The organism is uncultured Actinobacillus sp. (genome assembly GCF_945915845.1).
Taxonomy (GTDB): Bacteria; Pseudomonadota; Gammaproteobacteria; order Enterobacterales; family Pasteurellaceae; genus Exercitatus.
Genome location: NZ_CAMEFX010000019.1, coordinates 11695 through 38154, shown reverse-complemented (window position 1 = coordinate 38154; position 26460 = coordinate 11695). Strand labels below are relative to the sequence as shown.

The window sequence follows — 26460 nt, the reverse complement described above, 5'->3', positions numbered from 1 at the left end:
ACGAATTCTCACAAGTGCCCACACAGATTGTCTGATAAATTGTTAAAGAGCAAAATAAATTGGTCGGCGAGATAGGATTTGAACCTACGACCCACTGGTCCCAAACCAGTTGCGCTACCAAGCTGCGCTACTCGCCGATAGATGGGGTGGCTAATGGGACTCGAACCCACGACAACTGGAATCACAATCCAGGGCTCTACCAACTGAGCTATAGCCACCATCTCGTTGATATTGCATTAACCTGGCGCGCTCGACAAGATTCGAACTTGCGACCTTTGGCTCCGGAGGCCAACGCTCTATCCAACTGAGCTACGAACGCGTTACATTTCATTAGTGCGTCGCAACGGGGGCGTATATTAATGATTTCCGACATCCTTGTCTAGCACTTTTTTACATTTTTTTTTACAAAATAGATCGCTCGCCTTAAATTTGTTCAATTTGGTGAAAAATTCATATTTTTCTGACTGTTTTTTAGTTTCCAGATTGATTTTTCTTGGCTTCTAATTCTTCCCAGCGCAAAAATGCCGATTCCAATTCTTGTTCTTTTTCTGCCAATTCTTGTAATTTAGCCGAAGTATATTCATGAGATTGTTCAAAAAATGCCGGATTACTCACTTCATCTTGAAGTGCGGTCAAATTTTCTTCCAATTTTTCTAATAACTGCGGCAACTGCTCTAATTCTCGCTCTTCTTTATAAGAAAGTTTTACCATTCGTTGACGATTTGATTGACGCGTAGGTTGAGAAACGACTTTCTCTTTACTCTCATTTTCAACTATTCTTTTCTGTTTGACATCATCAACCTCTTTTGTTGCCAACACATTGGCTTGCTGTTGTTTCGCATCAAAGAAACCGCCCACATATTTATTCAGTACACCATTTCCTTCAAACATATAACATTCAGTTGCAACATTATCAATAAATTGACGATCGTGACTCACGATCAATAACGTCCCCTGGTAATCGGCTAAAATTTCCTCTAACAACTCCAAGGTTTCCACATCCAAATCATTAGTCGGTTCGTCTAAAATTAACAAATTATTCGGCTTTAACAACAACTTCGCCAACAACAACCGATTACGCTCACCACCCGAAAGTGCTTTAACAGGGGTCATCGCGCGTTTAGGCGGAAATAAAAAGTCTTGCAAATAGCCCAATACATGACGTTTTACCCCATTGACTTCAATATCTTGTTTTCCGTCCGCCACATTATCCATCACCGTTTTTTCAGGATCGAGATCGACACGATATTGATCAAAATAAGCAATATCTAATTTGGTTCCGCAACGAATAGAGCCTTCCGTTGGTTTTAACTGCTCAAGCAACAACTTAATAAATGTGGTTTTCCCACAGCCATTCGGTCCAACCAAAGCAATTTTGTCCCCGCGCAAAATTGTTGTACTAAAGTTCGACAACAATTTTTTGCCTTCAATTTCATAGCTGGCATTTTCCACTTCAAACACAATCTTACCTGAACGGCTTGAAGTATCTAATTGCAATTTAGCCGTTCCCAACACTTCTCTACGCTGACGGCGTTCTTCGCGCAAGGCTTTTAATGCGCGAACCCGCCCTTCATTACGTGTTCGTCTTGCTTTAATCCCTTGACGGATCCACACTTCCTCTTGGGCTAATTTTTTATCAAACAATTCATTTTGTAAGGCTTCAACCCGTAAGTTTTCCTCTTTTGTGGTCAAATAGGTGTCATAATCTCCCGAGTAAGACACCAACTGCCCACGATCTAAATCCACAATACGCGTTGCCATCTTGCGGATGAAAGAACGGTCGTGCGAAATAAAGACAATACTTCCGTCAAAGCCCAACAAAAATTCTTCCAACCACTCAATAGCTTCTACATCCAAATGGTTTGTCGGTTCATCCAATAACAACACATCCGGATCGCAAACCAACGCTCGTGCTAATGCGGCTTTACGCAACCAGCCGCCTGAAAGATCTGAAAGCAAGGTGTTCGGGTTTAAGGCTAATTTACCTAACACTTCCTTAATTTTATTTTCAAACTGCCAGCCATTTTCATGCTCCAGCTTGGCTTGCACTTGCGATAATTGGTTCAACAAATTTTCGCTGTAATCCGTTTCAAGTGCGGTGGAAATATGATGATATTCTTTGAGCAAATCGGATAAATGCCCAATGCCTTCCGCCACATAATCAAATACATTGCCTTCCGCATGACGTGGCGGATCCTGTTCCAAACGCGAAACCACTAAATCGCGCTCAAATTGTAATTTCCCGTCATCCATAATCACATCCCCGGCCAAAATTTTCAGCAAGGTAGATTTCCCCGCGCCATTGCGCCCGACCAAACAAACGCGTTCGTTCGCTTCAATATGTAAATCAGCGTGATCTAATAAAGGGGCATCACTAAAAGAAAGGTATCCATTGGTTAAACTAATTAGTGCCATAATTCTCAAATTCTGTTAGAAAAATTGTGTGCGATCTTATAACAAAAGTGCGGTCGAAAAAACGAGAATTTTTCTGACCGCACTTTATTTTTTCAGCACTTATTGCTTTGGTATAAATTTCAACAATCGATTTGCATTACTTGCTACGGTAATGGAAGAAAACGCCATCGCCGCACCACCGATCATTGGATTAAGCAACCAACCGAACAAGGGATAAAATAAGCCTGCTGCCAGTGGAATACCTAAGCTATTATAAACAAAGGCAAAAAAGAGATTTTGTTTCATATTGCGCAATGTGCCTTTTGATAAACTCAGTGCGTCCGCCACCGCCTGCATACTATGACGCATTAAGGTTAACTCCGCCGTTTCAATGGCAATATCGCTCCCTGATCCCATCGCAATACTCACATCAGCTTGCGCTAAAGCAGGGGCATCATTAATACCATCCCCCACCATCACAACTTTGCGCCCTTGAGCTTGAAGCTGTTGAATCGCCTGCGCTTTACCCGCCGGCAATACGCCTGCAATGACTTGGTGAATACCCAATTCCGCGGCGATGGCTTGTGCGGTTTTTTCTTGATCCCCCGTTAACATCACCAACTGATAGCCTTGAGATGCCAAACGTTGCAAAGCTTGTGCGCTGTCTTCTCGCAAAGGATCCCGAATGGCAAAAATAGCTGCCAGCTGATTTTCCACACTTAAAAACACCACTGTCGCCCCTTTCTCGCTTTCTTGTTGAAACAATGGCTCCGCGGCATCGAGAGAAACGGCAAATTGCGTCATTAAAGTGCGGTTGCCTAAAGCAATATTTTTTCCTTGAATAACGCCGGTTATGCCTAATCCTTTCAAAGTACGAAACTCAGTAACCTTTTCAGCAACGCCGTCATTTAACGCCAAAATCGCCTTTGCCAAAGGGTGATTAGCCCCCTGTTCTAAACCAGCCGCCAAACGCACCGCACTTTCTTGCGTCATGTCGCCAAAGGTATAAAGTGCGGTGACTTTAGGCTCACCTTTCGTCAACGTGCCCGTTTTATCAAAAACAAGGGTATCTGCACCGGCTGCTTTTTGTAAGGCATCCGCATCACGCACCAAAATACCCAACTCCGCGGCACGCCCAACGCCCGCAATAATCGACATGGGGGTCGCCAGCCCTAAGGCACAAGGACAAGCAATGATCAACACCGTTGTTAACACCATAAATGCGTAAGAAATATCTTGCGTTACGCCATACCAAATCAACGCCACAAGCAACGCGATTGCCACCACAATCGGCACAAAAATAGCGGCGATTTTGTCCGCCAATTGCCCTAATTGCGGCTTGCTGCTTTGCGCTTGACGAACCAACTTAATAATATTCGCCAACAGCGTTTGATTACCGATTTGCTCCGCTTGAAATAACGCCGCACCATCTGTCACCACTGTCCCTGCACTGACTTTATCCCCTGGATTTTTTTGCACAGGCAAAGGTTCGCCAGTCAACATACTTTCATCAATCCAAAGCGATCCTTCCGTCACAATGCCATCAACCGAAACGCGATCGCCTGTTTGCAGACGTAAGGTCATCCCTTGTTGCACTTGACTTAAAGGAATCTCATGCATCCCCTGCTCATCCACCACTTTCGCGGTTTTCGGCGTTAAATCCAACAAACGCTCTAAGGCTTTAGACGAACGCTGTTTTGCCTTCGCTTCTAACATTTTCCCTACGTTGATCAAGCCAATAATCATCGCGCTACTCTCAAAATAAAGATGTCGCCCGCTTTCGGGGAAAATCTCAGGGGCTAATGTCACCGCCATGGAAAACAACCAAGCGGCTCCCGTTCCTAGTGCCACTAAGGTATCCATAGTCGCTGTTTTGTTTAACAAATTTTTAAAGGCGCGTTGATAAAAATGTCCCCCGGTAAAGATCATCACCGCAAGAGTCACCAAACCGACTGCCAGCCAATTTAAGCGATTATCTGCGGTGGCCTGCGTCTGACCGCCTGCCAAGCCCCAAAACAACAAACCAAACCCAACCACTAACGCCACAATAGATTGCCATTGACGGCGTTGAATTTCCTGTTTGGCTTGTGCTTGTTGTTTTTCTCGGCTTGTTTTTTCATCTTCAATGATTTCAGCCCCGTAACCGGCTTGAATAACTTGTTGTACCAAGCGTTGAGCGTCAACATCCCCTGTCACAAAAGCCGTTTGCTCCGCTAAATTCACGCTAACACTTTCCACGCCTTCAACACCCTGTAACGCACGCTCAACTTTCAATACACAAGCGGCACAGGTCAACCCATCCAACAGTAACGAAATACTCTTATCACTCTTGGCTGAAGCGGGTTTTATCTCTTGTTCTAACACTACCGACCCAGACGAAGGCAACACCGCTAATGGTGTCGGTAGTTCAGACTTTGGGCTTTCATTCACAAAATGCGCCTCAAAGCCTGCGGCAATAATGGCAGCGATCGCCGCTTGTGGATCCGCTGAACCATAAATTTTGGCTGAAGTTTTGCTGACCTCAAAAACATCTATATTTTCCACCGCACTTAAGGCTTTTTCTGTGGATTTAATACAATGCCCGCAATTTAATCCCGATAACGCCAGCTCAAAATCAGGCTGGGCCAATTCTGCGCCGTAGCCTGCGGCAACAATAGCATCAATTAAATGTTGCGCACTCACGTCCCCCATCACTTTCGCAAAATGCAAGGTCACTTGCACCTGTTCAACGCCATCAAGTTGCTCTAACACAGCTGTCACGGATTTCACGCAATGCCCACAAGATAAGTCTTTTAAAGCTAAAATAGTCACTGTCATCATCTTTCTCCTGTTGATTTATAACGGTTGCTATCATAAACCTTACCCCAAGGACAAGGTCAAGCAATGCGTGAATTTGGCTTTTTACTAAAGTAAGAGTAAAATACGGCTCTTTTTTACATTTACGATAAAACATCACGGACTATAACCATGACACAAAAACAAGAACGCCAAACTTGGTCCAGCAAATTGACTTATATTATGACGGTAGCCGGGGCAACTGTCGGCTTTGGCGCAACTTGGCGCTTTCCTTATCTCGTAGGCGAAAACGGCGGTGGCGCGTACGTATTGCTATTCTGTCTCGCCATGTTTGTCATCGGAATTCCCATGATCTTAGTGGAAAATGTGATCGGTCGCCGTTTACGCGTCAACTCTATCGATGCGTTTGGCGATAAATTACAAGATAAAGGCATTTCAAAATGGTGGAAAATTCTCGGTTATATGGGATTAGCCGGCTCTTTTATTATCATGGGTTATTACATGGTATTAGGTGGTTGGGTAATGAACTACATTGTAAGCCTAATTAGTGGCAGCCTAGATATTTCAACGCCAATTACAAAAGACACCGCAAAAGAATTCTACGATCTCAGCATTGGCAATAGCCCATTACAAATCGCCATTTACACCTTTATTTTTGTAGCCGCAAACTACATTATTCTTGCTAAAGGTATTATCGGCGGTATTGAACGCTCGGTAAAATATTTGATGCCACTCTTATTTATCTTCTTAATTGGCATGGTGATTCGCAATATCACCTTACCGGGGGCAATAGAAGGCATTACTTATTATCTCAAACCTGATTTCAGCAAAATTTCAGCGGAACTTTTCATCAAAGTCTTAGGACAAGTTTTCTTCGCCTTAAGTCTTGGTTTTGGCGTATTAATCACCTTATCAAGCTATCTCAGCAAAGAAGAAAATCTGATCCAAACCGCTGTGATTACAGGGTTCACCAACACCATTATCGCTGTACTGGCCGGCTTTATGATTTTTCCGTCATTATTCAGCTTCGGTATCGCACCAAACTCAGGCCCGACTTTAGTATTCCAAAGTTTGCCTATCGTATTTTCCCATTTACCTTTCGGTACATTCTTTGCCGTTGTGTTCTTTGGATTACTCCTTATCGCCGCACTCACTACGTCCATCACTATTTATGAAGTGATTATCACCGCGCTACAAGAAAAATTACGTATGCGCCGCGGTAAAGCGATTCTGCTCACCCTTGGTAGCATTTTTGTGTTAGGTAATATTCCGGCGGTATTGAGTGATAATATGTTGAAAGATATTCGCCCATTTGGGATGAGTATTTTCGATTTCTTCGACTATCTCAGCGGCAATATTCTCTTTTTATTAACCGCACTTGGCTGTGCTATTTTTGTGGGATTTGTGTTAAAAGACAAAGCCAAACAAGAACTGTCAGATACGCCAAATTCTACGTTCACCACAATTTGGTTTAACTACGTCAAATACGTTGTGCCACTCATCATTATTGTGATTTTTGTGAGTAATCTCATGTAAGCAAAAGCCCGAGTTTTTACGCTCGGGCTTTTAATTCGATAAAATGCTTCAAAAATTAACCTAATTCTTGAATTTTCTTAATCACATTACTGGTTGAACAGCCATTTTCAAAGTTAAGCACCTGAACATCACCGCCATTTGCCCACACTTCTTTTGAGCCCGCAATCTCTTCCGGTTTATAATCGCCGCCTTTAACGAGTAAGTCAGGTAAAACTTCGCCAATCAAACGTTGTGGCGTATCTTCATTAAACGCCACTAACCAGTCCACTGAAGCTAATCCTGCTAATACCGCCATACGATTATTCAAGTCATTAATTGGTCTTGTTTCACCTTTTAAACGTTTTACCGAAGCATCAGAATTTACAGCAACAATTAAACGATCCCCTAACTTACGAGCATTTTCTAAGTAAGAAACATGTCCTGGGTGTAAAATATCGAAACAACCATTCGTCATAACAATTCTTTCACCACGATCTTTGGCTAATTGCACCGCACTTTTGAGTTCGGATTCTGTCATAATGCCAAATCCTGTTGTGGTTCTACCATGAATTGCATGCTCCAATTCAACATTTGAAACCGTTGAGGTTCCCAATTTACCCACTACAATACCGGCGGCCACATTAGCCAAATAACAAGATTCTTCTAATGAACGACCGTCTGCCAATGCTGTTGCCAATACAGAAATAACGGTATCACCCGCCCCCGTTACATCATAAACCTCTTTGGCTTCGGTTGGTAAATGAAAAGCCGGCTGATTTGGACGCAATAATGTCATTCCTTTTTCTGAACGCGTCACTAAAAGTGCGGTCAAATCAAAATCCGAAATCATTTTCAGACCTTTTGCAACAATATCTTCTTCACATTCACACTTACCCACTACCGCTTCAAATTCGGACATATTCGGGGTCAATAAGGTTGCACCACGATAACGTTCAAAATCCGTCCCTTTTGGATCAATTAAAATCGGCACATTGGCTTTACGCGCAATCTGAATCATTTGTTGAACATCATTTAGCGTCCCTTTACCATAATCAGACAGGATTAAAGCCCCGACATTTTTTACCGCACTTTTTAATTTTTCGAGTAAACTTTCGCTATGAATATTATTAAAATTTTCTTCAAAATCAAGACGTAACAATTGTTGATGACGAGATAAAATACGCAGCTTCGTAATTGTCGGGTGGGTATCTAATTTCACAAAATCGCAATGAATTTTCTCATTCTCGAGTAATGTTGTTAATGCCGAACCTGCTTCATCATTACCCGTTAACCCTAACAACTGCACAGGTACATTCAACGAAGCAATGTTCATTGCCACATTCGCCGCGCCACCGGCACGCTCTTCATTCTCTTGTACACGAACTACGGGTACAGGGGCTTCAGGAGAAATTCGATTAGTAGCACCAAACCAATAACGATCAAGCATAACATCACCAAGCACAAGCACTTTGGCAGTAGGAAATTGAGCAGAATACTGAGCCATAAACTATCCTTATAGAAAAATTTAGCCTGATTTTACCATAGTACATCAGGCTTTTCTTAAGTTTTCTCAAAATTTGCGTTAAACTAACCGCACTTTAAAATGGATGTATCACAATGTCTAAAAATCATTTACCACAATTTAAAAAATCCTATCTTCACCCTAAACATTGGGGGTTTTGGCTCGCTGTTGGTTTATTTTGGCTTATTTTATGTTTGCCTTATCCCATTTTACGCCATATCGGCAAAGGGCTTGGAGCATTGTTTAGCCGATTAAAAGTGGGGAAAAAACGTGCCAAAATTGCACGCCGTAATTTAGAATTAGCCTTTCCTGAAATGCCCGAAAGTCAACGAGAGCATATTTTGCAGGAAAATCTCCAATCTGTTGGCATGGCGATTATTGAAACAGGCATGGCATGGTTTTGGTCAGATCGCCGAATCAAAAAATGGTCTAAAATAGAAGGTCTGGAACACCTTAAAGCGTATCCCAATAATGGTATTTTGTTTGTGGGCGTACATTTTCTTACCCTTGAACTGGGCGCACGAATTGTCGGTATTCATCACCAAGGTATTGGTGTTTACCGTCCCAATGACAACCCCATTTTAAACTGGCTTCAAGTTTGGGGACGTTTGCGCTCCAATAAAGATATGTTGGATCGCAAAGATTTACGCGGCATGATCAAAGCATTAAAAAACAAAGAAACCATTTGGTATGCACCGGATCATGATTACGGACGAAAAAATGCGGTATTTGTGCCATTTTTTGCTGTACCGGATGCCGCCACAACGACAGGATCTTACTTTTTACTTCGTTCAGCCCCTGATACTAAAGTGATACCCTTTGCGCCTTTACGCAATCAGGATGGTACAGGCTACACGGTGAGAATTTCACCCGCAGTGGATTTTAGTGATTTAAGCAATGAAACCGACATTGCAATACGAATGAATAAAGTGGTAGAAAAAGAAATTATGCAAGGAATTGAACAATATATGTGGTTACACCGCCGTTTTAAAACGCGCCCCGATGAAAATGCGCCAAGTTTGTATAATTAAAATCCACACAGAGATAGACAATTTCTCATTAACCGCGTAATATATAGAAGTCGGGGCAGTTCACTACGCCGCCCCTTGCTTGCCACTTACGAAGCTAGATATTCTAGTAATTGAAATAGAGTGAATATTTCAATCGCTGCACCAACTGCAGCAAGGAAAATTAGCAATGCTAAAAATCTTTTCATTCGTAAGCCTCCTTAACGCTACTAAGGATGATTTAGGCTCACAGGCTACCGACATAGCCCGACACCGAGCCTACCAGTAGCGTGAAAAGGATTATAACAAATAAAGCCGTGTTAATCACGGCTTTTTCATATATATTTATACATCAATTAAACATCTACTAAAATCAAAATTGCCGCATCGCCGCCCCATTCTTTTGGAGCTTGATGCAAAGCACGAACTCTTGGATGTTGAACTAACCAACGCGGAATTTGCTTTTTGAGCGTAAAAGTACCATAACCTGTCATAATGCTAGCGCAATAAATATGTTCATCCACACAAGCCTGCAACAAACTTGCTAATTCTTGTTTAGCTTGCTCACGGGTTAACCCATGTAAATCTAAAAATAAGTCAGGGGAAAAATCGCCGCGGCGAAGTTGTTTTAATAAATAGCTGTCTTCATTTTCGCGCAAATATTTCACCGCACTTTCTTCATCTAACAAGGGTTCATATTCATCGGAAAAATAAAATAAAGTATCTTGTTTTTCACGAATTTCACGTTGTTCAGATTTTTTCTTTGTATTGACTAAGCGTTTCGCCACAAAAGTGTCTTGTTTAATTTTCTTCGTGCCTTGAATATTTTCTCGAAATAAGGCGATATCTTCATCGTTTAACATTCTGCATTCCTTTTCGTTTTGACGTATAATAGCATAAATTCTTTCGTCTTTTTAAGGACATATCTATGACAACACACAACCAAGAACTTATTGAACTTATCGCTTCAGATGATGTACCTAATAGCCTACAAACCATTAAAGATTTCCTTCGCTGGACCTTTAGCAATTTTAATCGTTCTGATATTTATTATGGCCATGGTCAAGATAACGCTTGGGATGAAAGCCTGCATTTGGTGTTAACAGGTTTAGAATTACCAATGGATTTACCGGATAATCTATTCGATACACGCTTAACCTTATCGGAAAAACAATTATTAGTTGGTTTGGTGACCGAACGCTTGGCAAAACGTGTTCCTGTTGCCTATTTAGTTAACAGTGCATGGTTCTGTGGATTAGAGTTTTATGTGGATGAACGCGTTATTGTGCCACGTTCACCTATCAGCGCACTCATTGAAGACAGCTTCCGAGGGCTATTACACCACAACCCAACACGTATTTTAGATCTCTGTACAGGCAGTGGTTGCATTGCCATTGCTTGCGCAGACAAATTCCCGAATGCGGAAGTGGATGCGGTGGATTTATCCTTTGATGCTTTAAATGTTGCTGAAATCAATATTGAGCGTCATGGCATGCAAGATCGCGTCTTTCCATTACAATCTGATCTATTCAGCAACCTCATTGGTGACAAATACGATCTTATTGTGACCAATCCACCTTATGTCGATTTAGAAGATCTCAGCGATATGCCTGAAGAATTTCATTTTGAGCCCGAACTGGCACTTGGCTCAGGTTATGACGGTTTGGATATCACAAAACAAATTCTCGCTCATGCAGCAGATTATCTCAATGATAATGGCGTACTGGTATGTGAAGTAGGCAATAGCATGGTACATTTAATCGAGCAATACCCAGATGTGCCTTTTAATTGGGTTGAGTTAAAAAATGGCGGCGTAGGCGTATTTAGCTTAACCAAAGCACAGTTAGAAGAATATCGAGATTTATTCTGTTAATTAATCCTAAAAAAAGTGCGGTAGATCTCACCGCACTTTTTCTATAAGTTCTATAACCGCATCTAATTATGCTTCACTAATGAATTTTACGCCATTTTCGATTTCTGTACGTAAAATAGGTAACATTTCATCTAATGCGGCTTGTTCAAAGGCACTTAATGGACCTAATGGTAAGAATTCCTCCACACCTTCTTTGCCTAAACGCACCGGTTGTGCAAAGAATGGTGCAAATTGACCATCACCTTCCACATAAGAACAAATCGTTACATTTTCACCTTGTGCAGCGCGAACTAGAGCAACGGCAAAACGCATTGCTGCATAAGCCATTGATAAAGTTGCAGAACCTGCGCCGGCTTTTGCTTCAACCACTTCCGTACCCGCATTTTGGATACGATAAGTTAATGATTTAATTTCTTCGTCGCTAAATTCAACATGCTGAACTTGTGATAACAATGGCAAAATTGTGGTACCGGAGTGTCCACCGATTACACTCACTGAACCTGAACGCAATTCAGTATTTTTTAATTCCGCAATAAAGGTTTCTGAACGGATCACATCTAACGTCGTCACGCCAAATAATTTACGTTTATCGTAAACCCCGGCTTTTTTCAATACTTCTGCTGCAATCGGAACAGTCGCATTCACTGGGTTCGTGATAATACCAATACGAGCATTAGGACAAACTTCCGCTGCTTTTGCCACTAAATCACGGACAATACCTGCATTAATATTAAATAAATCGGCACGTGTCATGCCCGGTTTACGTGCCACACCGGCAGGAATCAACACAACATCAGCACCCACCAAGGCTTTACCTAAATCATCGCCTGAAAAACCTTCTACTTTAACATCCGTCGGGATATGGCTAACATCTTTCGCAACACCAGGGGTAAATGGTGCAACATCATATAAACTTAATTCGCTTCCAGCAGGAAGATTTAATTTTAATAATAAAGATAATGGTTGACCGATGCCACCCGCTGCACCTAATACAGTTACTTTCATAGGACTCTCCTTGCTACATAAATCTAAATAACTTGAATGGGTTATAAGTTTACGGATGATTTCACCTAATTTCAAATAGGAAATATGAATTTTGCGATCTAGGTCAAATTTTTTATTTACCATGTCAAAACAAAATCAAAATTCCATTGCATATTTCTGCATTTTTATGCAAACTTTATGCAAAGTTTATGCACTTTGTATAAGGAATTTTTATGACAGAGAAAACCGATAGCTTATTAAATGCTTTCAAAGAATTATTAGCTCAAGAACGTTTTGGCTCTCAAAGCGAAATCGTTGCAGCTTTACAGGATTTAGGTTTTAGTAATATCAACCAATCCAAAGTATCACGAATGTTGACCAAATTTGGTGCTATTCGTACCAGAAACACACGAATGGAAATGGTCTATTGCTTACCCAATGAATTAAGCGTACCGAATACCAGTAGTCCACTAAAAAATCTCGTATTAGATATTGACTATAATGATTTGCTTATTGTGGTTAAAACCAGCCCGGGTGCGGCACAACTTATTGCTCGCTTGCTTGACTCAGTTGGAAAAGCGGATGGTATTTTAGGAACCATTGCAGGCGATGATACCATTTTTATCACCCCAACCAAGGGAACCTCTATCGAGCAATTAATGATCAATGTACAACAACTTTTTGAAAGCTCCCTTTAAATGAACATTCTCATCACAGGTGCAACAGGGTTTATCGGCAAAGCATTAACTCAAAAGTGGCTTGCCGATAATCATCAAATTACCGTCCTTTCACGCAACCCCAAAAAGGCAGAAAAGCTTTTCCAACATGCGATAAGTGCGGTAGAAAATCTGGATGTTTTTTCTAACCTGAATGAATTTGATGCGGTGGTTAATTTGGCAGGTGAACCAATTTTTGATCAACCTTGGACAGCCAAAAGAAAATCCACTCTTTGGCAAAGTCGTCTCCATTTAACCCAAAAATTGACCACACTTATTAACCAAAGCGCTCGACCGCCAAAGGTATTTATTTCCGCATCTGCCACTGGTTTTTATGGTCATGGTGGCGAACAAAAATTAACAGAAATATCCCACAATAGCACAAGTTTTACAGGCCGGATTTGCGCTCAATGGGAACAAAGTGCATTACAAGCCAATACACGCGTGTGTTTATTGCGCACAGGAATGCCGTTGGATTTATCAGGTGGCGCGCTAGCAAAAATTTACCCATTTTATCGTTGGGGTTTAGGTGGGAAATTAGGTGATGGACAGCAATTTATGCCTTGGATTGCCTTATCAGATATGATCAACGCGATTGATTTTCTAGTCAGGCATGAAAAATGTCAGGGCGCATTTAATCTTTGCGCACCTAATCCTATTCGTAATACGGAATTCAATCGACATTTAGGATTACATCTAAACCGACCGCACTTTATGGCTATTCCTGCCTTTATACTAAATTTACTGCTCGGTGAACGTGCCTGCTTGGTGTTAGACAGCCAAAACGCCAAGCCGCAAAAATTACAAGAAATGGGGTTTCAATTCGAGTTTGAACATTTTGAAGACTGGCTTCGTGCGAATATAAATTAGGATCTGTTTATCTTTCACTAGCCGCCACTAAGAAAGTTGCTTGTAAACTTTCAAGGCATAAGCATCGGACATTCCTGCCATATAATCGCAAATCACGCGTTTTTTACCTTGTTCTGTCGCATTCAACCAACGATTCACGGTATTTCGAGGTAATAAGCGTGTTGGATCGCTATCAAAAATTTGGAACATTTCCGTTAAAATACGCTGCCCTTTATATTCAATACGTTGAGTTTCCACATCTCGAATGACATATTTGAACACAAAAGCCTTTAAAATATTTAACACGCAAATCACATCCTCTGGTAACTCTGCGTTATAACGCAATAAAGGATCTGCAAAATCCGCGCTCAATTTCCAACGAACATGGGTAATAAAATAATTCACCAAGGCACCAATGGCATTTTTACGTTCGTAATGGTAATCAGAAAATAATTTTTGCGTCAGTTGATCCACCTGTTCACGCATCCAATCTGATGAACATTGTTTTAATTCATCATAGGCTACTTGCCACAAACTTGGCGTAATCATACCCACTACAATAGCATCTTCTAAATCATGCACACCATAAGCAATATCATCCGCTAATTCCATAATACTGCAATCCAAGGATTTAAATCTGGTTTTCAAAAACTCATCAGGTTTTGACCGCGCTTTGGCAAAAGAAGTGAAAAGGCAACGATCCGTCTCATTCAACGGCTCAAGCAACCAATTCATCATCGCCAAATCATCTCGATATAATCCTTTGCTTGGTCGCCAATCTATGCTACGTAAGTTGTGGGAATCCGTATGCACCGGTAAGGATAACGCGGAATATTGTGGCGATGCTTCATCTAAAATAGCCGGATATTTAACCAATCCTAACATAGTACGGCGAGTTAAATTCATACCGGCATTAGGCGTATAAGGCTCAAGTTTGGTGATAATTCGAAAAGTTTGTGCATTCCCTTCAAATCCACCGTGATTGCACATCATTCCATTTAGTGCCGTTTCACCACCATGCCCAAAAGGCGGATGCCCAATATCATGAGCAAAACACAAGGCCTCAATTAAATCAGGGCTAGGTAATAAGGGTTTTAATTGACGTTGTAATTCTTGTTTATCTTGTTTTAATTGAGTTGAAAGTGCGGTGAAACTTTCGGCAAATTTGAGTTGTGATGTTAAACTGCTACCAATTTGAGCTACTTCTAAAGAATGGGTTAAGCGTGTGCGGAAAAAATCATTCTCACCGACAGCATGAATTTGAGTTTTCGCTTGTAAACAACGGAATGCCGCACTATGTAGAATTCTGGCGCGATCACGGCGAAATGGTGGACGAAAATCTTTTTCACGAGCGGGGTCAGGTAAAAAACGCTCAAGCCAACGGCTATTAATCAAAAGTGTATTCGTTAACAATGTCATAAGGCAAAATAGATTAATTTAAAGACAAATGGAGCAAGAATTGAGCTGATAATACCACAAAGCACTAAAGAAATTGAACTATAACTCCCCGCTTTTTGATCCACTTCCATCACCGTTACCGTGCCCAAAGCGTGCGACATTGAACCAATGGCTAACCCTGTTGCTTCCGCATTTTTAACCCGTAATTTTTTCAAAATCAAATAGCCAAACATGGAACCTTGTAAACCGGCTAAGACGACACCGACTGCAGCAACAGCCGGTACACCACCTAAATGACGAGAAATTTCCATCGCAATCGGTGTCGTCACAGATTTAGAAATCACCGTTGCCACAATTTCAGGATTGGCTCCGAGCAAAATTGCCATTAACGCCCCTGAAGCCATTGCCAATAATGAAGCCACGGTTGTCGTCATTAAGATGGCTTGCCAGCGTGCGGCAATTTGGCGCAATTGTTCATACAACGGCAATGCCAACGCCACCACACTCACGCCTAATAAATTATTTAACGGCGCATTTCCTTGCATATAAGTATCATAAGGAATATCTGTCACAACCAGTAATACCACCAAAATGAGCACCGTTAAAACAAAGGTATTCAATAACATAGAACGTAAACGTTTATTAATTTGTATGGCAATAAAAAAGGCGGCAATGGTTAATAGCGAAAAAAGATAAATCATGCGTTCTGCTCCTTAATCCGGCGTTTAATCACTTTCTTACGTAAATGTTTAAATGAATTTAAAGAAAAGAGATAATCGCCTAACAATCCGACAACAATTAAGGTCACCATCGAACTAATAAAATTTGGAATGAGTAAGGCCTTGGCTTGAGATAACAACAAGTCAGAATATTTCATAATTCCGACACTCACAGGTACAAACAAAATTGCCATGTACCGAATAATCAAATTCGCCCCGAAAAAAATCCAATGCACACGAATAATTTGAGTGGTTAAACAAAGGAATAAAATCAGCAAACCAACAATGCTGGCAGGGATACCAAGAGGAACTAAATTCGTCAACCACTCGCCAAGAAACAACATTAAGTATAAAATGGCAATGGAACGGATTAACTCGAAGGTATTCTGGAATAATTTAGATAGCTTCATAGATTCAACTTTTTTTGAATTTTTGTACAAATATTTTACGCCAAAAATACCAAAATTGTTACTCTAATTTAATAGAAAAATTTGATATAAACCAAAATTATGTTGAAAAAATTCCTTTTTTATTCACTTGTATTCTTCACCTTTGCCTGCCATGCGCAGCCACAACGTACTTTAGATTGTTTGGTTGTTGGAATTTCTGATGGCGATACCTTTACCTGTTTAACCACAGAGCATAAACAACTTAAAGTTCGCTTAAATGAAATCGATGCCCCTGAAAAATCTCAAGCATTTGGCAATAAATCACGCCAAACGCTTGCCCAACTCATTCACAAACGCCCTGTTCATTTAGTCATTGCCGGCTATGATCGCTATCATCGTATCATTGCAACGGTATATAACCGGCAAGGGGAAAATATCAATTTAAAAATGGTCAAACTGGGCATGGCTTGGGCTTATACCCAATATATGAAGCACGAAGAATATTTAGTCGCCCAACATCAAGCGAAACAGCAAAGAATAGGATTATGGCAAGATCCCAATCCTATTTATCCTAGCGATTTTCGTCACCACAAACGTAAAACTCAGGAATAGTCACCATGTTTAATCACGAACAATTTCGCTTAGCCTTTCCTTATTTCACGCAATCGGATGCGGTGGTGTATTTAGACAATGCGGCGACAACCCTAAAACCGCAAGCACTCATAGATGCTACCACGGAATTTTATTGCTCCGCAGGCTCAGTGCATCGTAGTCAATATGATGCCAAACAGACCGCACTTTACGAACAAGCGCGTTCCAGAGTACGTCAACTTATTAACGCAGAAAGTGACAACACAATCATCTGGACAAGCGGTACCACTCAAGGGATCAATACCGTGGCTCATGGCTTAATTCCGTCTATTCAAGCGAATGATGAAATTATTATCAGCGAAGCCGATCATCATGCCAATTTTGTCACATGGCATGAAATCGCCAAAAAGTGCGGTACAAAAATTCATGTTTTACCCTTATTAGATAATTGGTTAATTGATGAAAAAGCCTTACTATCCACGTTGAATGCTCGCACAAAAGTAGTGGCACTCAATTTTATTTCCAATGTCACAGGAGCAGAACAACCCATTGCCCATTTTATTCGTCTTATTCGCCAACACAGCTCAGCACTCGTTTTAGTGGATGCGGCACAAGCCATTAGCCATACTAAAATTGACCTACAAAAACTGGATGCCGATTTTATCACCTTTTCCGCCCATAAAATCTATGGGCCCAATGGCATTGGTATTTTAAGTGGAAAATTAACCGCACTTGAGCAATTACAACCGCTCAATTACGGTGGAAAAATGGTGAATTTTGTCTCAAAAGAGCGTATTCATTTTGCCGACTTACCTTACCGCCTAGAAGCAGGTACCCCCAATATTGCCGGGGTTATCGGATTTAATGCTGTGCTAGAATGGTTGGAAAAATGGGATATTGAGCAAGGGGAACAACATGCGGTTCAATTGGCAGAGCACGCCAAAGTGCGGTTAAAAAATTATCCAAATTGCCGCTTGTTTGAAAGCCCACAGCCAAGTTCCGTGGTAAGTTTTGTGTTTGAGAAAATTGCTACATCCGATATCGCCACATTACTAGCTGAACAACAGATTGCCTTACGAACCGGCGTACATTGTGCCATGCCCTATTTAGCTCGTTTAGGCGTGGCTAGCACATTGCGGTTAAGTTTCGCCCCTTATAACACGCAAGCAGAATTAGAAAGATTTTTTACAGCACTCGACAACACCTTGGATTTATTACAATAAAATGAACATTGAAGCCATTAAAAATGCCCCAACTTGGGAAGAAAAATATCGTCAACTCATTCAGTTAGGGAAAAACCTCACAAAACCTACGGAAAGCGAATTAGCACAATGGCAATCGATTTCAGGTTGTGAAGTGAACTTATGGGCAAAAATCAGCTTAAATCCCGACCGCACTTTACAATTAAACGCCTACAGCGAAGCGCGCATTATGAATGGGTTATTAGCGATTTTGATCCATGAAGTCAATGGCAAATCCATTGATACTTTAGTAGATTTTGATATCACAACGCGATTTAATGAATTCGGTATCGCGCAACGTTTGAGCGATAGCCGCCTAAATGGTTTAAAGCAAATTGAGCAAAAAATACGTGCATTAGCCTAGGGGCTGTTTATCTTTTAACCAAAAACAGCTGAATTACACAAACACCAGTTGCACCAATAGCATATACAGAATAGTCCCCACTGCCATGGATAAAAACATATTTTTCTTCCACAGATGCAACCCTAACGTGACTGCACCTGCAATAAAATCAGGTAAACCATGATGCCCTTGCAAAAGATCCACATTTTTATACACATAAATCACCAACATGCCAAACATGGCTGCAGGTAAAACCTTGCCTAAATAGCGAATATATTCAGGCACGGGGCGATTTGCCGGAAAAACCCAAAATGGAATTAAACGGCAAATTTGCACGCCAACTACCCCCATGGCAATCGTGATAATTTGTTCGTTAAGCGTCATTTTTAACTCCATTTTGTTCAGACTTCGCATTTTGCTCAATTCGTTCTAATTTGCTAGCCAATTTCGGACGGCGTAAGGTTAGAATTCCCCAAATTGCAAATAAGGTTGGGATAAGAAAGTTCTCTTTGCCTATTACGATTAAGAAAAATAATGTGATCCCTAAGCCAATTAACGAGCTTTCATGAGAGGTTTCTTTCATCCAGTTTTCCGCAAAAATCACAATAAATAATGCGGTCATCGCAAATTCCACACCTTGAAGACTAAAAGGCAAAATATTACCAAATAAATTACCAATTACCGCACCGCTCACCCAATAAATCTGCAAAAATAAAGTCACCCAAAAGTAATACCAACCTTTATCTAAGTGCGGAGGAATTTTTGCCATATAATTCAGCGAAAAAGATTCATCCACTAAGGCAGAAATTAAATACCAGCGTTTTCTACCATTTTGTGCACCATATTTTTCCAACATGGATATACCATAAAAAATTTGACGACCGCTCACCATTAACGTCACTAACAAAGTAGAAATAGGTGCAAAAGGGGCGACAAGTGACGCTGCAATAATAAATTCCACAGAACCGGCATAAATCAATAATGCAGCAAAAAAGGGATACCACACATCAAACCCCAAGGCTTTCATATAAACACCGTAGGAAATGCCTAAAAATAAAAAGCCCGAGATCATGGGGGACGAATAAGGAAAAGCAGCTTTAGCGGCTGCCCAAATTTGTTGTTTTGTTGCCACAGTTACAACTCCAATACTGACAAACCCGGTAACGTTGAAAAACTTTGTGTTTTGACAGTTTCGTAAAAATCGTCCATATAAGCACGATTTACATCATTTTCACGAAAAGCGCAGTATAAATTACTCTGCAAACCTTTTGAGGTAATTTTACGTGCCACCACATAGCCTCGTTCTAAATAAGGTTGTACCGCCCAATAAGGCAATGCTGCTACACCTCGCTTACTGGCTACAAGCTGAATAATCGCAATGGTTAATTCACTGGTACGGCGAGCAGGGTTTATGCCGGCAGGTTTTAATACCTTACGCAAAAGATCTAACATATCATCAGGTACAGGATAGGTTATCCAAGTTTCATGAGCAAAATCTTCTGCCTCCCAAACTTCTTTCGTTGCCAAAGGGTGATCCTTCGCACATAGTCCGACCATTTCATAAGAAAACAATGGCTTATAAATGACCCCTTCGGTTTCTTCCACTTCTGACACAATCGCCCAATCCGCACGATCACTCAACAATAAGCCGACCGTGTCTGTATGGAACCCTGACACAATATCTAATTCCACCAACGGCCAATGGTGACGAAAATTATCCATCGCCGGCATTAACCAATCAAAACAGGTATGACATTCTACCGCAATACGCAACTGCCCTGCTTCCCCATCACGCACACGAGACAACTCTCGTTCCACTTCAATCACTTTCGGCAAAATATCATTGGCGAGTTGAATCAAACGTTCCCCCGCTGAAGTAAAACGAATCGGTGAACTCTTACGTTCAAACAATGGCAAACCGTATTGTTCTTCAAGAGCTTTAAGTTGATGAGAAAGTGCCGATTGTGTGAGATACACAAGTTGTGCCGCCTGCGATACAGAACCTGTGGCTTTAAGTGCTAATAAAGTGCGTAAATGGCGTAATTCAAGAAAAGTCGGTTTCATTAAAATCATTCACATTAATAAAATCATTAATGAATACAATTCTAACGTAATTTAGACCGCGCTTTAAGATTTAAAAAAACTTTTTTTCTCCCCAATTTGTGACAATGCTCACGGTAATCCTCAGAAAAATACCTTAATATAAGCCTAAATTTTTTCATTACAGGAGTACATTATGAAATTGAAATCCCTTTCTCTAGCCGTAATGAGCGCGACTATTTTAGGCGTTGGTATGATGATTTCACCACAAGCCGAAGCCAAAGGACGTTTAACCGTTTATTGTTCCGCCACCAATGAAATGTGCGAAGCTGTCACTAAAGCATTTGGCGAAAAATATGACGTAAAAACACAATTTATCCGCAACGGTTCAGGCTCTACCTTTGCCAAAGTGGAAGCGGAAAAAGGTAATCCACAAGCTGATGTTTGGTATGGTGGTACCTTTGACCCACAAGCTCAAGCTGCTGAAATGGGCTTACTTGAACCTTATCGCTCAAAAAATATTGACGATATTATGCCGCCATTCCAAGACCCGGCAAAAACCAAAGGCAACTATGCTTCCGCCGTTTATATGGGAATTTTAGGGTTTGGTGTCAATACAGAACGTCTTGCTAAATTAGGCATTAAAGACGTCCCTAAATGCTGGAAAGACTTAGTAGATCCGCGTTTAAAAGGTGAAATTCAAATTGCAGACCCACAAAGCTCCGGCACCGCTTATACCGCAATTGCCACTTTCGTTCAACTTTGGGGAGAACAAGCCGCCTTTGACTACTTCCGTCAAATTCACCCGAATATTTCCCAATACACCAAATCAGGTATTACCCCATCTCGTAACGCCGCGCGCGGTGAAGCTACGATAGGGATTGGTTTCTTACATGATTACGCGGTAGAAAAACAACAAGGCGCACCGCTTGAGTTAATCGTCCCTTGCGAAGGCACGGGGTATGAATTAGGCGGTTTAGGTATTATTAAAGGCGCGCGCAACTTAGACAACGCGAAATTATTCGTGGATTTTGTACTTTCACCTGAAGGCCAAGAAACCGCATGGCGCAAAGGCAATGCCCACCAAACCTTAACCAACACCAAAGCCCAACAATCCCCAACCGCTTTCGACCCAACCAAATTAAACTTAATCAATTATGATTTTGAAAAATATGGTGCCACCGAAGAACGGAAACGGTTGATTGAGAAATGGGTTCAAGATGTAAAATTGGCGAAATAGTTGTTCTGTATAAAGTTGAAATGACGGTTGGTGAGCTTGTCGAACCATAAGTCATTTCAACGCATTGCACAAGACTTGCGTTTCGACAAGCTCAACGAACGTCTTGTGCAACTACGACATAATGCCACTATTCTGACCGCACTTATAAAAAGTGCGGTTAATAAAATCAAGGAAAACTGCTATGAAAAAAACTATGCAAATCTCAAAAATTGCTTTGTCACTTTCTACGGTTTTATTAGGAAGTTTAACTTTTACACAACCTGTTCAAGCTGACTCAGGACGCTTGGTGGTTTATTGTTCTGCACAAAATACCATGTGTGAACAAGAAACTCTCGCTTTCGAGAAAAAAACAGGCATCAAAACAAGTTTTATCCGCGGTGGAACCGGGGCTATTTTAGCCAAAATAGATGCTGAAAAAGCCAACCCACAAGGCGATGTGTGGTATGGCGGAACCTTAGATCCCCACAGCCAAGCGGGCGAAATGGGCTTATTAGTTCCTTATAAATCCCCTAATTTGCAATATATTCCTGATGAGCTAAAAGATCCTGCCAAAGTAAAAGGAAATTACTCATCTGCAATTTATCTTGGCGTATTAGGCTTTGGTGTTAATACGGAACGCCTAGCAAAACTCAATATTCCCGTTCCAAAATGCTGGAAAGATTTAACCGATCCGCGCTTAAAAAATGAAATTCAAGCTGCAGATCCACAAAGTTCAGGTACCGCTTATACCGCCCTTGCCACATTTATGCAACTTTGGGGCGAAGAACAAGCCTATGCCTATTTGAAAGAATTACACAAAAATGTTTCCCAATACACGAAATCAGGCAATACCGCTACTCGTAATACGGCACGTGGCGAAGCTTCTATTGGTATTGGATTTTTACATGAACACTCTTTGGAAAAAGAAAAAGGCGCACCGGTGGAGCTTGTCGTACCTTGTGAAGGCACAGGCTATGAAATTGGTGGTGTAAGTATTATTAAAGGCGCTCGCAACCTTGAAAATGCGAAAAAATTTGTGGATTGGGCGTTATCAAAAGAAGCACAAGAACTTTCTTGGCAAAAAGGTGAAACCCATCAAATTTTAACTAACGTTCAAGCGAAACAATCGCCTTATGCGCTAGATTTTAAATCCATCAACTTAATCAATTATGATTTTGATAAATATGGTTCGAGCGATTTACGCAAACGCTTGATTACAAAATGGGTTGACGAAGTAAAATTAGCAAAATAAATTAATGCTATTCGATAATCGAACACGGACAGGCTAATGCCTGTCCTTACCAATAAATAAACATTCATATTGCGAGGTTGTATGAATTCCGCAAAAATACCTTTTACGCAATCGCCAAATTTTTGGCTGTTATTATCAGTAATCGCCTTTCTCGTATTACCATCTCAAGCACTTGACTATGGGTTACTCGAAAGTACAGCTGATGAGTTTTATGCTGCCATGGGTTGGTCATCACTTAACCTGACGAGTTTATGGTTTTTACCTTTAATCGGCTTTTTTATTATTCCTAAACTCAATTTAAATGTTGCCACACAAGCTAAAGCAGAGCTTATTTTAATTGTCTCTACCACATTATTTGCTTTTGTGACCGCAACAATTTACAAAGTTTCCATGGGTTATTCGGTCATTATTTTATTAACAACTTTGACCGCACTTGCCACCTTTGCCTTGGCTAAACTAAAAATCATGCAAGGCGATAAATTTATTATCGCATCACTATTAGCTATCATCTTGTTGATTTTCTTCTTTATCGTCTATCCGACATTGGCAATATTAATTTCCATGTTCTATGACGGAGATACCTTTGCGCCACAACAAGTATTGCGTATTTTAAGCCAAAGTTATATTGCCCGTGTTATTACAAACTCTCTTGCTTTATCAGGCTTTGTGGGTGTGGTATCCACAATATTTGGTTTAGCTTTTGCCCTTTATACTACGCGGATTGCTCGCCGTACGGCGTTCATCGGTAAAATCTTTTCCATTTTACCGATTGTAACACCTCCCTTTGTGGTGGGATTAGGTGTCACCTTAATGCTTGGTCGCTCGGGTTATGTCACCGAATTTTTAACTGAACATTTAGGTTTTACCAACCATAACTGGTTATATGGTTTCAATGGCATTGCTATCGCACAAATTTTAGCGTTTGCCCCGATTTCATTTATGATTTTAGACGGTGCATTGAAATCTATTCATCCATCAATTGAAGAAGCCTCTTACACATTAAGAGCGAACCGCTACCAAACTTTCTATAACATTATTTTCCCACTACTTCGCCCTGCATTGGCAAATTCATTTTTAATTGTTTTTGTTCAATCCTTGGCTGATTTTAGTAACCCATTAGTTTTAGGGGGAAGTTTCGATGTTATTGCTACCCAAATCTATTTCTACATTGCAGGTTCTCAATTAGATTACGCTTCCGCAAGTACACTGGGATCAATTTTATTAATCTTCTCATTGCTCATTTTCGTAGTGCAATATATGTGGATCGGTAATCGTTCCTATGTCACGGTTTCAGGTAAATCTTACCGCGGTGATGTACAAGATCTTCCAAAAGGATTGAAATTAACCATTATCGCTATGCTGGGTTTCTGGGTTCTTTTCAACCTAGTACTTTACGGTAGCATTTTCTACGGTAGTTTCACCGTAAACTGGGGGGTAGATTACACCTTAACAACTCGCAACTACGAACTTATGTTCGGACAAGGTTTCAGTGACGGTGCATGGCCATCACTCTTGAATACCATGTTATATGCAGGAATTGCCGCGCCATTGACCGCACTTTTCGGCTTATTAATTGCTTATATCGTTGTGCGTAAAGATTTCCAAGGTAAAAAAACCTTAGAATTCTTAACCATGCTTTGCTTCGCAGTACCGGGCACTGTTGCCGGTGTATCTTACATTCTCGCCTTCAATAATGCGCCAATGTATATCACAGGAACAGGGATCATCATTATTATCTCAATGGTAATGCGTGACTTACCTATTGGTATGCGTGCCGCTATTGCAGGTCTTGGTCAACTTGATAAATCCCTTGATGAAGCTTCACTTTCCTTGAAAGGTTCTTCATTTAAAACGATTTGGTTTATTGTCTTCCCATTATTAAAACCAGCCTTACTCTCTGCGCTCGTTACGAGTTTTGTGCGTGCAATGACAACAGTGAGTGCCATTATTTTCTTAGTCACTGCAGATACTCGTGTGGCAACGGCATACATCCTAAACCGTGTTGAAGATGGTGAATACGGCGTTGCTATTGCTTATGGTTCAATCTTAATTATCGTGATGATGGCGATAATCTTATTCTTTGACTGGATTGTGGGCGATACACGGATTGCAAAATCGAAAGCGAAAAAATCTGATTAATTTTAACCGCACTTTTTACAATAAATTTCGGGCAAAGGATCTTTGCCCAATCACTCAATATAAAATGGGCAATGCAAATGCCCCAAGAAATAAAGGCAGTACCAAATTATGACAACAAAAAATGATGATTTCTTAGTATTAAAAAATATCACCAAATCTTTTGGCAAAGCGACAGTCATTGATAATTTAGACTTAACCATTAAACGTGGCACAATGGTCACTCTACTCGGCCCTTCGGGTTGTGGTAAAACAACAGTGCTTCGCTTAGTGGCCGGTTTAGAAAACCCAACTTCAGGGCAAATTTTCATTGACGGCGAAGATGTCACTAAATCCTCTATTCAAAACCGTGATATTTGTATCGTATTCCAGTCATACGCACTCTTTCCCCACATGTCCATTGGCGACAACGTGGGTTATGGTTTACGTATGCAAGGCGTGAATGCAGAAGAACGTAAACAGCGCGTTAAAGAAGCATTGGAATTAGTCGACTTAGCCGGATTTGAAGAACGCTTTGTGGATCAAATTTCAGGCGGTCAACAACAACGCGTGGCACTTGCTCGTGCGCTTGTATTAAAACCGAAAGTGTTGTTATTTGATGAACCATTAAGTAACTTAGATGCCAACTTACGCCGTTCAATGCGTGAAAAAATCCGTGAATTACAACAGCGTTTAGGTATTACCAGCCTTTATGTTACGCACGATCAAACAGAAGCCTTTGCCGTGTCTGATGAAGTCATTGTCATGAATAAAGGGAAAATTATGCAAAAAGCCCCGGCAAAAGAACTCTATTTACGCCCTAATTCCTTATTCTTAGCTAACTTTATGGGTGAAAGTAGTATTTTTAAAGGATCGGTTTCCCATAATTCAGTCACAGTAAACAACTATCAATTTACCCTATCCCATGCACCAGATTTTGGTATTCCCGATGGCGAATGTTTAGTCGGTATTCGCCCTGAAGCGATCTCATTACAAAATCAGGGGGACGAAGCGCAAGCCTGCGAAATTAAATCCGCGGTTTATATGGGCAATCATTGGGAAATTGTCGCAAGCTGGGGCGGTAAAGATTTGCTAATAAATAGCAATCCTGAAAATTTCAACCCCAATACCCAAAAGGCTTATGTTCATTTAGCTGAACATGGGGTATTTTTATTGCATAAAGAATAGGGTCTGTTTATCTTTCAATAAAAAACTGCGTTGTCGCCTAAAAAAGCCATCGGCTAGGCGTAAAACGCAGTTAATAGCAGGACTATTGACAAGTTTTACAACAACGACGATGGCTTTTTTAGGCACAACCCGAAGGGGCGGGTTTATTTTTTGTACTCGAAAGATCAATACGCCCTATTAAAAATTACAAATTATTACGAAATTTTGATATATTCACACTAACAAACAAACAAACAAACAAACAAACAAACAAACAAACAAGAATAGCATAATCTTTTGATAAATAAGGGTATTTTGTTTTAAGGCTAA

General features: G+C 40.8%; 23 protein-coding genes and 3 tRNA genes. 12 read left to right on the top strand and 14 right to left on the bottom strand.

Going from position 1 to position 26460, the window contains the following annotated elements; genetic code table 11:
• Window positions 1–60: 60 nt before the first annotated feature.
• The 5 genes from Q0O89_RS06185 to Q0O89_RS06165 all read right to left on the bottom strand — a co-directional run bounded on the left by Q0O89_RS06185 (window position 61) and on the right by Q0O89_RS06165 (window position 5214).
• Window positions 61–137, bottom strand: a tRNA-Pro gene (locus Q0O89_RS06185).
• A 5-nt stretch (window positions 138–142) separates the two neighbouring features.
• Window positions 143–218, bottom strand: a tRNA-His gene (locus Q0O89_RS06180).
• Between the two features lie 24 nt (window positions 219–242).
• Window positions 243–319: transfer RNA gene (locus tag Q0O89_RS06175), tRNA-Arg, on the bottom strand.
• A 152-nt stretch (window positions 320–471) separates the two neighbouring features.
• Window positions 472–2415 (bottom strand): ABC transporter ATP-binding protein, encoded by a 1944-nt coding sequence (locus Q0O89_RS06170; protein WP_293730849.1) that lies wholly within the window; start codon window positions 2413–2415, stop codon window positions 472–474.
• A 99-nt stretch (window positions 2416–2514) separates the two neighbouring features.
• A complete protein-coding gene (locus Q0O89_RS06165; protein WP_293730848.1) occupies window positions 2515–5214 on the bottom strand; it encodes a copper-translocating P-type ATPase in 2700 nt (899 codons plus the stop codon).
• 147 nt (window positions 5215–5361) lie between these two features.
• On the opposite strand from Q0O89_RS06165, the gene Q0O89_RS06160 reads away from it, so the two are divergent.
• Window positions 5362–6726, top strand: coding sequence for a sodium-dependent transporter (locus Q0O89_RS06160; protein WP_293730847.1), 1365 nt, complete (start codon window positions 5362–5364; stop codon window positions 6724–6726).
• Between the two features lie 55 nt (window positions 6727–6781).
• On the opposite strand, the gene hldE is transcribed toward Q0O89_RS06160, so the two are convergent.
• Window positions 6782–8209: a bifunctional D-glycero-beta-D-manno-heptose-7-phosphate kinase/D-glycero-beta-D-manno-heptose 1-phosphate adenylyltransferase HldE gene (gene hldE, locus Q0O89_RS06155; protein ID WP_293730846.1), complete on the bottom strand. Its 1428-nt coding sequence runs from the start codon at window positions 8207–8209 to the stop codon at window positions 6782–6784.
• Between the two features lie 113 nt (window positions 8210–8322).
• Here hldE and Q0O89_RS06150 point away from each other — a divergent pair, with 113 nt between their 5' ends.
• Entirely contained in the window at window positions 8323–9258 is a 936-nt protein-coding gene (locus tag Q0O89_RS06150) for a Kdo(2)-lipid IV(A) acyltransferase (RefSeq protein ID WP_293730845.1), read from the top strand.
• A gap of 332 nt (window positions 9259–9590) precedes the next feature.
• On the opposite strand, the gene smrB is transcribed toward Q0O89_RS06150, so the two are convergent.
• Window positions 9591–10097 carry an endonuclease SmrB gene (smrB, locus tag Q0O89_RS06145; protein WP_293730844.1) on the bottom strand — a complete coding sequence of 169 codons (507 nt, stop codon included), beginning with the start codon at window positions 10095–10097 and terminating at the stop codon, window positions 9591–9593.
• Between the two features lie 65 nt (window positions 10098–10162).
• On the opposite strand from smrB, the gene prmB reads away from it, so the two are divergent.
• Entirely contained in the window at window positions 10163–11107 is a 945-nt protein-coding gene (prmB, locus tag Q0O89_RS06140) for a 50S ribosomal protein L3 N(5)-glutamine methyltransferase (protein WP_293730843.1), read from the top strand.
• A 66-nt stretch (window positions 11108–11173) separates the two neighbouring features.
• Here the strand turns inward: prmB and mdh are convergent, their stop codons facing one another.
• A complete protein-coding gene (gene mdh / locus Q0O89_RS06135) occupies window positions 11174–12112 on the bottom strand; it encodes a malate dehydrogenase (protein ID WP_293730842.1) in 939 nt (312 codons plus the stop codon).
• 212 nt (window positions 12113–12324) lie between these two features.
• On the opposite strand from mdh, the gene argR reads away from it, so the two are divergent.
• Together argR and Q0O89_RS06125 are read left to right on the top strand one after the other, a co-directional pair.
• A complete protein-coding gene (gene argR / locus Q0O89_RS06130; protein ID WP_293730841.1) occupies window positions 12325–12789 on the top strand; it encodes a transcriptional regulator ArgR in 465 nt (154 codons plus the stop codon).
• Window positions 12790–13677 carry a TIGR01777 family oxidoreductase gene (locus Q0O89_RS06125; protein ID WP_293730840.1) on the top strand — a complete coding sequence of 296 codons (888 nt, stop codon included), beginning with the start codon at window positions 12790–12792 and terminating at the stop codon, window positions 13675–13677.
• Window positions 13678–13704: 27 nt separating this feature from the next.
• Here the strand turns inward: Q0O89_RS06125 and Q0O89_RS06120 are convergent, their stop codons facing one another.
• From Q0O89_RS06120 to Q0O89_RS06110, 3 genes are read right to left on the bottom strand one after another with little or no spacing between them, the layout of a single operon-like run.
• On the bottom strand, window positions 13705–15075 hold the full coding sequence (locus Q0O89_RS06120; RefSeq protein WP_293730839.1) for an anti-phage deoxyguanosine triphosphatase: 1371 nt from the start codon (window positions 15073–15075) through the stop codon (window positions 13705–13707).
• Window positions 15072–15755 (bottom strand): CidB/LrgB family autolysis modulator, encoded by a 684-nt coding sequence (locus Q0O89_RS06115; protein ID WP_293730837.1) that lies wholly within the window; start codon window positions 15753–15755, stop codon window positions 15072–15074. Before Q0O89_RS06115 ends, Q0O89_RS06120 begins: the two co-directional genes overlap by 4 nt.
• Window positions 15752–16183: a CidA/LrgA family protein gene (locus tag Q0O89_RS06110; protein WP_293730836.1), complete on the bottom strand. Its 432-nt coding sequence runs from the start codon at window positions 16181–16183 to the stop codon at window positions 15752–15754. The genes Q0O89_RS06115 and Q0O89_RS06110 overlap by 4 nt, the downstream gene beginning before the upstream one ends.
• A gap of 99 nt (window positions 16184–16282) precedes the next feature.
• On the opposite strand from Q0O89_RS06110, the gene Q0O89_RS06105 reads away from it, so the two are divergent.
• Genes Q0O89_RS06105 through Q0O89_RS06095 form a run of 3 tightly spaced genes read left to right on the top strand, consistent with a single transcriptional unit; the run spans window position 16283 to window position 18358 of the window.
• Window positions 16283–16774, top strand: a complete 492-nt coding sequence (locus tag Q0O89_RS06105; protein ID WP_293730835.1) for a thermonuclease family protein — start codon at window positions 16283–16285, stop codon at window positions 16772–16774.
• Between the two features lie 5 nt (window positions 16775–16779).
• On the top strand, window positions 16780–17976 hold the full coding sequence (locus tag Q0O89_RS06100; RefSeq protein ID WP_293730834.1) for a cysteine desulfurase: 1197 nt from the start codon (window positions 16780–16782) through the stop codon (window positions 17974–17976).
• Between the two features lies 1 nt (window position 17977).
• Window positions 17978–18358, top strand: coding sequence for a SufE family protein (locus tag Q0O89_RS06095; RefSeq protein ID WP_293730833.1), 381 nt, complete (start codon window positions 17978–17980; stop codon window positions 18356–18358).
• Between the two features lie 33 nt (window positions 18359–18391).
• Here Q0O89_RS06095 and Q0O89_RS06090 read toward each other — a convergent pair whose 3' ends face one another.
• The 3 genes from Q0O89_RS06090 to Q0O89_RS06080 form a co-directional block, all read right to left on the bottom strand.
• Entirely contained in the window at window positions 18392–18721 is a 330-nt protein-coding gene (locus Q0O89_RS06090; protein WP_293730832.1) for a branched-chain amino acid transporter permease, read from the bottom strand.
• Window positions 18711–19409, bottom strand: coding sequence for an AzlC family ABC transporter permease (locus tag Q0O89_RS06085; protein ID WP_293730851.1), 699 nt, complete (start codon window positions 19407–19409; stop codon window positions 18711–18713). Before Q0O89_RS06085 ends, Q0O89_RS06090 begins: the two co-directional genes overlap by 11 nt.
• A gap of 62 nt (window positions 19410–19471) precedes the next feature.
• On the bottom strand, window positions 19472–20401 hold the full coding sequence (locus tag Q0O89_RS06080) for a LysR family transcriptional regulator (protein WP_273397974.1): 930 nt from the start codon (window positions 20399–20401) through the stop codon (window positions 19472–19474).
• A gap of 172 nt (window positions 20402–20573) precedes the next feature.
• Between Q0O89_RS06080 and Q0O89_RS06075 the strand changes: the two genes are divergently transcribed.
• The 4 genes from Q0O89_RS06075 (at window position 20574) to fbpC (ending at window position 26151) form a co-directional block, all read left to right on the top strand.
• Window positions 20574–21617: an ABC transporter substrate-binding protein gene (locus tag Q0O89_RS06075; protein WP_293730831.1), complete on the top strand. Its 1044-nt coding sequence runs from the start codon at window positions 20574–20576 to the stop codon at window positions 21615–21617.
• Window positions 21618–21810: 193 nt separating this feature from the next.
• Window positions 21811–22848 carry an ABC transporter substrate-binding protein gene (locus Q0O89_RS06070; protein WP_273315262.1) on the top strand — a complete coding sequence of 346 codons (1038 nt, stop codon included), beginning with the start codon at window positions 21811–21813 and terminating at the stop codon, window positions 22846–22848.
• An 81-nt stretch (window positions 22849–22929) separates the two neighbouring features.
• The gene (locus tag Q0O89_RS06065; protein WP_293730829.1) at window positions 22930–24987 is read left to right on the top strand and encodes an iron ABC transporter permease; all 2058 of its coding nucleotides are present in this window, start codon (window positions 22930–22932) and stop codon (window positions 24985–24987) included.
• Between the two features lie 108 nt (window positions 24988–25095).
• Window positions 25096–26151 carry a ferric ABC transporter ATP-binding protein gene (gene fbpC / locus Q0O89_RS06060; protein ID WP_293730828.1) on the top strand — a complete coding sequence of 352 codons (1056 nt, stop codon included), beginning with the start codon at window positions 25096–25098 and terminating at the stop codon, window positions 26149–26151.
• The last annotated feature ends 309 nt before the right edge of the window (window positions 26152–26460 follow it).

What these genes read in the sequence shown, in the direction of transcription:
- Q0O89_RS06170 (WP_293730849.1), bottom strand. Translation starts at nt 2,415, where the DNA reads ATGGCACTAATTAGTTTAACCAATGGATACCTTTCTTTTAGTGATGCC.
- Q0O89_RS06165 (WP_293730848.1), bottom strand. Translation starts at nt 5,214, where the DNA reads ATGATGACAGTGACTATTTTAGCTTTAAAAGACTTATCTTGTGGGCAT.
- Q0O89_RS06160 (WP_293730847.1), top strand. Translation starts at nt 5,362, where the DNA reads ATGACACAAAAACAAGAACGCCAAACTTGGTCCAGCAAATTGACTTAT.
- hldE (WP_293730846.1), bottom strand. Translation starts at nt 8,209, where the DNA reads ATGGCTCAGTATTCTGCTCAATTTCCTACTGCCAAAGTGCTTGTGCTT.
- Q0O89_RS06150 (WP_293730845.1), top strand. Translation starts at nt 8,323, where the DNA reads ATGTCTAAAAATCATTTACCACAATTTAAAAAATCCTATCTTCACCCT.
- smrB (WP_293730844.1), bottom strand. Translation starts at nt 10,097, where the DNA reads ATGTTAAACGATGAAGATATCGCCTTATTTCGAGAAAATATTCAAGGC.
- prmB (WP_293730843.1), top strand. Translation starts at nt 10,163, where the DNA reads ATGACAACACACAACCAAGAACTTATTGAACTTATCGCTTCAGATGAT.
- mdh (WP_293730842.1), bottom strand. Translation starts at nt 12,112, where the DNA reads ATGAAAGTAACTGTATTAGGTGCAGCGGGTGGCATCGGTCAACCATTA.
- argR (WP_293730841.1), top strand. Translation starts at nt 12,325, where the DNA reads ATGACAGAGAAAACCGATAGCTTATTAAATGCTTTCAAAGAATTATTA.
- Q0O89_RS06125 (WP_293730840.1), top strand. Translation starts at nt 12,790, where the DNA reads ATGAACATTCTCATCACAGGTGCAACAGGGTTTATCGGCAAAGCATTA.
- Q0O89_RS06120 (WP_293730839.1), bottom strand. Translation starts at nt 15,075, where the DNA reads ATGACATTGTTAACGAATACACTTTTGATTAATAGCCGTTGGCTTGAG.
- Q0O89_RS06115 (WP_293730837.1), bottom strand. Translation starts at nt 15,755, where the DNA reads ATGATTTATCTTTTTTCGCTATTAACCATTGCCGCCTTTTTTATTGCC.
- Q0O89_RS06110 (WP_293730836.1), bottom strand. Translation starts at nt 16,183, where the DNA reads ATGAAGCTATCTAAATTATTCCAGAATACCTTCGAGTTAATCCGTTCC.
- Q0O89_RS06105 (WP_293730835.1), top strand. Translation starts at nt 16,283, where the DNA reads ATGTTGAAAAAATTCCTTTTTTATTCACTTGTATTCTTCACCTTTGCC.
- Q0O89_RS06100 (WP_293730834.1), top strand. Translation starts at nt 16,780, where the DNA reads ATGTTTAATCACGAACAATTTCGCTTAGCCTTTCCTTATTTCACGCAA.
- Q0O89_RS06095 (WP_293730833.1), top strand. Translation starts at nt 17,978, where the DNA reads ATGAACATTGAAGCCATTAAAAATGCCCCAACTTGGGAAGAAAAATAT.
- Q0O89_RS06090 (WP_293730832.1), bottom strand. Translation starts at nt 18,721, where the DNA reads ATGACGCTTAACGAACAAATTATCACGATTGCCATGGGGGTAGTTGGC.
- Q0O89_RS06085 (WP_293730851.1), bottom strand. Translation starts at nt 19,409, where the DNA reads ATGATCTCGGGCTTTTTATTTTTAGGCATTTCCTACGGTGTTTATATG.
- Q0O89_RS06080 (WP_273397974.1), bottom strand. Translation starts at nt 20,401, where the DNA reads ATGAAACCGACTTTTCTTGAATTACGCCATTTACGCACTTTATTAGCA.
- Q0O89_RS06075 (WP_293730831.1), top strand. Translation starts at nt 20,574, where the DNA reads ATGAAATTGAAATCCCTTTCTCTAGCCGTAATGAGCGCGACTATTTTA.
- Q0O89_RS06070 (WP_273315262.1), top strand. Translation starts at nt 21,811, where the DNA reads ATGCAAATCTCAAAAATTGCTTTGTCACTTTCTACGGTTTTATTAGGA.
- Q0O89_RS06065 (WP_293730829.1), top strand. Translation starts at nt 22,930, where the DNA reads ATGAATTCCGCAAAAATACCTTTTACGCAATCGCCAAATTTTTGGCTG.
- fbpC (WP_293730828.1), top strand. Translation starts at nt 25,096, where the DNA reads ATGACAACAAAAAATGATGATTTCTTAGTATTAAAAAATATCACCAAA.